Raw genomic sequence first — 6365 nt, forward strand, 5'->3', positions numbered from 1 at the left:
GGTAATTCCAATGGCTGGACCCCAGCGCCGCGGTGGCGGTGCCGGTGGCGGCGAGCGGCGGGACCGGAAGGGCCGTGACGGCGGCGCAGCTGCCGCCGAGAAGACCGCGTACGTTGAGCGCGTTGTCGCGATCAACCGCGTCGCCAAGGTTGTGAAGGGTGGTCGTCGCTTCAGCTTCACCGCGCTGGTCGTGGTGGGCGACGGTGACGGCACCGTGGGTGTCGGATACGGCAAGGCCAAGGAGGTGCCGGCCGCCATCGCCAAGGGCGTTGAGGAGGCCAAGAAGCACTTCTTCAAGGTCCCCCGGATCCAGGGCACCATCCCGCACCCGATCCAGGGTGAGAAGGCTGCCGGCGTCGTGCTGCTCAAGCCCGCGTCCCCCGGTACCGGCGTTATCGCCGGTGGCCCGGTGCGCGCCGTGCTCGAGTGCGCCGGTATCCACGACATCCTGTCGAAGTCGCTCGGCTCCGACAACCAGATCAACATCGTGCACGCGACCGTGCAGGCCCTGAAGGGCCTGCAGCGCCCCGAGGAGGTCGCGGCCCGCCGTGGTCTGCCGCTCGAGGACGTCGCTCCCGCGGCTCTGCTGCGTGCGCGTGCAGGGGCGGGTGCGTGATGGCGCAGCTCAAGATCACGCAGACGAAGTCCTACATCGGCAGCAAGCAGAACCACCGTGACACCCTGCGTACCCTGGGCCTGAAGCGCCTGGGTGACGTGGTCGTCAAGGAGGACCGCCCCGAGTTCCGCGGCATGGTGCACACCGTCCGCCACCTCGTGACGGTCGAGGAGGTCGACTGATCATGGCGGAGCAGAACCCGCTGAAGATCCACAACCTCCGTCCCGCCCCGGGCGCCAAGACCGCCAAGACCCGTGTCGGTCGTGGTGAGGCGTCGAAGGGTAAGACGGCCGGTCGTGGTACCAAGGGCACCAAGGCCCGCTACCAGGTTCCGGAGAGCTTCGAGGGCGGCCAGATGCCGCTCCACATGCGCCTCCCGAAGCTGAAGGGCTTCAAGAACCCGTTCAAGACCGAGTTCCAGGTCGTGAACCTCGACAAGCTGGCCGCGCTCTACCCCGAGGGTGGCGAGGTCACGGTCGAGGACCTGGTGGCCAAGGGTGCCGTTCGCAAGAACAGCCTCGTCAAGGTCCTCGGCCAGGGCGAGGTCTCCGTGGCGCTGCAGGTGACGGTGGACGCCGTCTCCGGCTCCGCCAAGGAGAAGATCACCGCCGCCGGCGGTTCTGTCACCGAGCTCGTCTGAGCCCGATGACGTAAAGCGGTCCCGACCGGGGGTACCTCACAATGAGGTATCCCCGGTTGGTCGTTCCACGGGAGGCAGTATCGCCGGTAAGGTGGCCTGCACCGTTATTTATCGTCGAACCTCACCACCGTCACCCTGACGCACTTGCGCGGGGTCGCAGGAGGCACCGTGCTCACCGGCTTCGCCCGGGCGTTCAGGACGCCCGACCTGCGCAAGAAGCTGCTCTTCACGCTCGGCATCATCGTGGTGTACCGCGTCGGTACCCACATTCCGATCCCGGGTGTCAACTACAAGGCCGTTCAGCAGTGTGTCAGCGAGGCCTCGGGCAACCAGGGTCTCTTCGGCCTCGTGAACATGTTCAGCGGCGGTGCGCTGCTGCAGATCACGATCTTCGCGCTGGGCATCATGCCGTACATCACGGCGAGCATCATCCTTCAGCTGCTGACCGTGGTGATCCCGCGGTTGGAGGCCCTCAAGAAGGAGGGCCAGTCCGGCACCGCGAAGATCACCCAGTACACCCGTTACCTGACGGTCGCGCTGGCCATCCTCCAGGGCACCGGCCTGGTGGCCACCGCCCGCAGCGGCGCCCTGTTCTCCGGGTGCTCGGCGGCCGGGAACATCGTCCCGAACCAGGCGATCTTCAACACGATCGTCATGGTGATCGTCATGACCGCCGGCACGGCCACGGTCATGTGGCTCGGTGAGCTCATCACCGACCGCGGTATCGGCAACGGCATGTCGATCCTGATGTTCATCTCGATCGCCGCCACTTTCCCGTCCGCTCTGTGGGCCATCAAGAAGCAGGGCAAGCTCGCCGAGGGCTGGATCGAATTCGGCACCGTCATCCTCGTCGGCCTGGTCATGGTCGGCCTGGTCGTCTTCGTCGAACAGGCACAGCGCCGAATTCCGGTGCAGTACGCCAAGCGCATGATCGGCCGCCGTTCCTACGGTGGTACGTCGACGTACATCCCGTTGAAGGTCAACCAGGCGGGCGTGATCCCCGTCATCTTCGCGTCGTCGCTGCTCTACATTCCGGCGCTCATCGCCCAGTTCTCCGGGGGCAACTCCGGATGGAAGACCTGGGTTCAGCAGAACCTGACCAAGGGCGACCACCCGATCTACATCACGATGTACTTCCTGCTCATCGTGTTCTTCGCCTTCTTCTATGTGGCGATCTCCTTCAACCCCGAAGAAGTCGCCGACAACATGAAGAAGTATGGTGGCTTCATCCCGGGCATCCGGGCTGGCCGACCGACCGCTGAGTACCTTTCGTACGTGCTCAACCGGATCACCTGGCCGGGTTCGCTGTATCTGGGCCTGATCGCTCTCGTACCGACAATGGCGTTGGTCGGCTTCGGGGCGAACCAGAACTTCCCCTTCGGCGGGACCAGCATCCTCATCATCGTGGGTGTCGGACTCGAGACGGTGAAGCAGATCGAGAGCCAGCTCCAGCAGCGCAATTATGAAGGGTTCCTCCGCTGATGCGAATCGTCCTCGTCGGACCGCCGGGTGCCGGCAAAGGAACACAGGCCACGCGCCTGGCCGGGAAGCTGAGCATTCCGCACATCTCCACCGGTGACCTGTTCCGCGCCAACATCAGTCGGCAGACGGAGCTCGGCAAGCTCGCGAAGTCCTACATGGACGCCGGAAACCTGGTGCCCGACGAGGTCACCATCGCGATGGCCAAGGACCGCATGGAGCAGCCCGACGCCGAGGGCGGCTTCCTGCTGGACGGTTTCCCGCGCAATGTGTCGCAGGCCGAGGCGCTGGACAAGCTGCTCCAGGGCGAGGGCATGAAGCTGGACGCGGTCCTCGACCTCGAGGTCCCCGAGGGCGAGGTCGTCAAGCGCATCGCGGGTCGCCGCACCTGCCGCAACGACTCGGCGCACGTCTTCCACGAGACGTACAGCCCGCCGAAGAAGGAAGGCGTCTGCGACGTCTGCGGCGGTGAGCTGTACCAGCGGGACGACGACTCCGAGGAGACCGTGCGCAAGCGGCTGGAGGTCTACCACACGCAGACCGAGCCGATCATCGACTACTACCGGGCGCAGGGTCTGGTCGTGACGATCTCCTCGCTCGGTCCGGTGGACGAGATCACGCAGCGCGCGCTGGAGGCGCTGAAGCGCGACTAGCCGCGCTGCTCGGCCGCGGTTCCCCCTGGGGGCCGCGGCCGACGTGTGCACGGCGCCGGTGCGGTCGTCCCCGGTGCGGTCGCGTCCTCGGACGCCCGCACCGGCCTGCACGGCCTTGTTCCCGCATGCTGGACGGGCCCGGTTCCGCTTCCCCGTATTGTTGAACGCGTCCGTCCTTGTCGAAGGCGTTCCTCTTCCTTCCGGTCCCAGAAAGGCCGTAGTCCCCATGGTGCAGATCAAGTCCCCCGAGCAGATCGCCAAGATGCGTGCGGCGGGACTGGTCGTCGCCGCCATCCACGCGGCCACCCGGGAGGCGGCCGTGCCCGGGGCGACCACCAAGGACCTGGACCAGGTGGCCCGCAAGGTGCTCGCCGAGCACAACGCCAAGCCCAACTTCCTCGGCTACGGCGGCTTCCCCGCGACGATCTGCACCTCCGTGAACGAGGTCGTCGTCCACGGCATCCCCTCCGACGACGTCGTCCTCAAGGACGGGGACGTCATCTCCATCGACTGCGGCGCGATCATCGACGGCTGGCACGGCGACGCGGCCTTCACCGCGTTCGTCGGCTCCGGTCACTCCCCGGAGCTGGTCGAGCTCTCCCGGGTGACCGAGGAGTCGATGTGGGCCGGCATCGCCGCCATGAAGCAGGGCAACCGGCTGGTCGACATCTCCCGGGCCGTCGAGACGTACATCCGCCGCCAGCCGAAGCCGGGCGGCGGTCGCTACGGGATCATCGAGGACTACGGCGGCCACGGCATCGGCACCGAGATGCACATGGACCCGCACCTGCTCAACTACGTCGACCGGCGGCGCGGCAAGGGCCCGAAGCTGGTCCCCGGCTTCTGCCTGGCCATCGAGCCGATGGTCTCCCTGGGCACCCCGAAGACCCACGTCCTCGAGGACGACTGGACGGTCATCACCACGGACGGCACCTGGTCCTCCCACTGGGAGCACTCGGTGGCCCTGACCGAACAGGGTCCCCTGGTCCTGACGGCCCCGGACGGCGGCAAGGCGAAGCTGGCCGAGTACGGCATCACGGCCGCGCCGGACCCGCTGGCCTGAAAAGGCCCCGCCCGCCTTACGGCCGCCGGTCCGGGTCGGACCCGGCCGCATGATGATCTCGAAGCTGGGGCAGACTTTCTCGATTCGTCTTTCGCAGAGGGCTGACGTAGACTGTCTCGTCGGCTCTCATGTATTCGCATGTCCGCATGCGGGACATGGAGTCGATCAAGGTAGTCGATTCGAAGGGCGAAGCGTGGCCAAGAAGCAAGGTGCCATCGAGATCGAGGGCACTGTCGTCGAGTCTCTGCCGAACGCCATGTTCAGGGTCGAGCTCCAGAACGGCCACCAGGTCCTGGCACACATCAGCGGCAAGATGCGCATGCACTACATCCGCATCCTCCCTGACGACCGGGTCGTGGTGGAGCTTTCTCCGTACGACCTCACGCGTGGCCGGATCGTCTACCGGTACAAGTAGATCTTGCCCAGGCCCCACGTTCCATCGGGGGGCCGCCGGCAACTGACCCGGAGAACCTCACATCCCATGAAGGTCAAGCCGAGCGTCAAGAAGATCTGCGACAAGTGCAGGGTGATCCGCCGTCACGGCCGGGTCATGGTCATCTGCGACAACCCGCGCCACAAGCAGCGCCAGGGCTGACGCACAACCGACCGCACCCTCTGCACTCCTATCGCAGAGATTCGCGCGACGCGAGCTGAATATGTTCATACGCAGGACCCGAGTCGCAGCGCGGCTCGACACCCCCGGTTCGGAGGCCGGGGACCCGGTTCGTACCTGGTACGGCGGCCGGGAATCGGTCCTGCGGAAGACCTCCGAAGATCAACTGGAGCCATTGAATGGCACGCGTTTCCGGTGTTGACATCCCGCGCGAAAAGCGCGTGGAGGTCGCCCTCACCTACGTGTTCGGCATCGGCCGGACTCTCTCCCAGCAGACGCTGGCCGCCACCGACGTCGACCCGAACACCCGCGTTCGCGACCTCTCCGAGGAGCAGCTCGTCGCGATCCGCGAGTACGTCGACAACAACATCAAGACCGAGGGTGACCTCCGTCGCGAGATCCAGGCCGACATCCGCCGCAAGGTCGAGATCGGCTGCTACCAGGGTCTGCGTCACCGCCGCGGTCTGCCCGTCCGCGGTCAGCGCACCAGCACCAACGCCCGCACCCGCAAGGGCCCGCGTCGCGCCATCGCCGGCAAGAAGAAGCCGGGCAAGAAGTAGTCCGCAGCGACACTCGCCGTCCAGCGGTCTTCGCTGTAGGACCGACCACCTCCCGTAGGAGTTTTCGACATGCCCCCCAAGGGACGTCAGGGCGCTGCCAAGAAGGTGCGCCGCAAGGAAAAGAAGAACGTCGCTCACGGCCACGCGCACATCAAGAGCACGTTCAACAACACCATCGTTTCGATCACCGACCCGTCCGGCAACGTGATCTCCTGGGCCTCCGCCGGCCACGTCGGCTTCAAGGGCTCCCGGAAGTCCACGCCGTTCGCCGCGCAGATGGCCGCCGAGTCGGCTGCCCGCCGCGCCCAGGAGCACGGCATGCGCAAGGTCGACGTGTTCGTCAAGGGTCCGGGCTCCGGCCGTGAGACCGCGATCCGCTCCCTGCAGGCCACCGGTCTCGAGGTCGGCTCCATCCAGGACGTCACCCCGACCCCGCACAACGGCTGCCGCCCGCCGAAGCGCCGCCGCGTCTGAGCACGGCTGCTTCACGCCGGTTTCCGGGCGGTACGGCCCTTTTGGGCCGTGCCGCCCGTACCCTTGCAGTACCCGCACCATTTTTCTGGTGCGGCCCTGTCGGGCGTCATATAGCGGGCGCCCACGACTGAAGGATCTGATCCACACATGCTGATCGCTCAGCGACCCTCGTTGACCGAAGAGGTCGTCGACGAGTTCCGCTCCCGGTTCGTGATCGAGCCGCTGGAGCCGGGCTTCGGCTACACCCTCGGCAACTCTCTCCGCCGC

At 66.4% G+C, this 6365-nt stretch carries 10 protein-coding genes and 1 pseudogene; all 11 read left to right on the plus strand.

All coding sequences use genetic code 11. The features are described 5' to 3' along the window. Window positions 1-10: 10 nt before the first annotated feature. On the plus strand, window positions 11-616 hold the full coding sequence (rpsE, locus tag ACIQMV_RS27675) for a 30S ribosomal protein S5 (RefSeq protein ID WP_141359370.1): 606 nt from the start codon (window positions 11-13) through the stop codon (window positions 614-616). Then, complete coding sequence (gene rpmD, locus ACIQMV_RS27680) at window positions 616-798, plus strand: 50S ribosomal protein L30 (RefSeq protein WP_141359369.1); 183 nt, start codon at window positions 616-618, stop codon at window positions 796-798. The genes rpsE and rpmD overlap by 1 nt, the downstream gene beginning before the upstream one ends. 2 nt (window positions 799-800) lie before the next feature. Then, window positions 801-1256 (plus strand): 50S ribosomal protein L15, encoded by a 456-nt coding sequence (gene rplO / locus ACIQMV_RS27685; RefSeq protein ID WP_141359368.1) that lies wholly within the window; start codon window positions 801-803, stop codon window positions 1254-1256. A gap of 168 nt (window positions 1257-1424) precedes the next feature. Further along, window positions 1425-2738: a preprotein translocase subunit SecY gene (gene secY, locus ACIQMV_RS27690; RefSeq protein WP_141366356.1), complete on the plus strand. Its 1314-nt coding sequence runs from the start codon at window positions 1425-1427 to the stop codon at window positions 2736-2738. Continuing rightward, window positions 2738-3388 (plus strand): adenylate kinase, encoded by a 651-nt coding sequence (locus tag ACIQMV_RS27695; RefSeq protein ID WP_401775608.1) that lies wholly within the window; start codon window positions 2738-2740, stop codon window positions 3386-3388. The genes secY and ACIQMV_RS27695 overlap by 1 nt, the downstream gene beginning before the upstream one ends. A 226-nt stretch (window positions 3389-3614) precedes the next feature. Next, on the plus strand, window positions 3615-4451 hold the full coding sequence (map, locus tag ACIQMV_RS27700) for a type I methionyl aminopeptidase (protein ID WP_141359364.1): 837 nt from the start codon (window positions 3615-3617) through the stop codon (window positions 4449-4451). 193 nt (window positions 4452-4644) lie between these two features. Further along, entirely contained in the window at window positions 4645-4866 is a 222-nt protein-coding gene (gene infA, locus ACIQMV_RS27705) for a translation initiation factor IF-1 (protein ID WP_004927214.1), read from the plus strand. Between the two features lie 66 nt (window positions 4867-4932). Beyond that, complete coding sequence (rpmJ, locus tag ACIQMV_RS27710) at window positions 4933-5046, plus strand: 50S ribosomal protein L36 (protein ID WP_003974245.1); 114 nt, start codon at window positions 4933-4935, stop codon at window positions 5044-5046. Window positions 5047-5243: 197 nt separating this feature from the next. Further along, entirely contained in the window at window positions 5244-5624 is a 381-nt protein-coding gene (rpsM, locus tag ACIQMV_RS27715) for a 30S ribosomal protein S13 (protein ID WP_141359361.1), read from the plus strand. 69 nt (window positions 5625-5693) lie between these two features. Further along, window positions 5694-6098: a 30S ribosomal protein S11 gene (rpsK, locus tag ACIQMV_RS27720; protein WP_003956432.1), complete on the plus strand. Its 405-nt coding sequence runs from the start codon at window positions 5694-5696 to the stop codon at window positions 6096-6098. 147 nt (window positions 6099-6245) lie between these two features. Beyond that, window positions 6246-6365, plus strand: a pseudogene (locus ACIQMV_RS27725) (DNA-directed RNA polymerase subunit alpha); the annotation flags it as partial.

This window comes from Streptomyces sp. NPDC091412 (assembly GCF_044756885.1).
Lineage (GTDB): Bacteria > Actinomycetota > Actinomycetes > Streptomycetales > Streptomycetaceae > Streptomyces.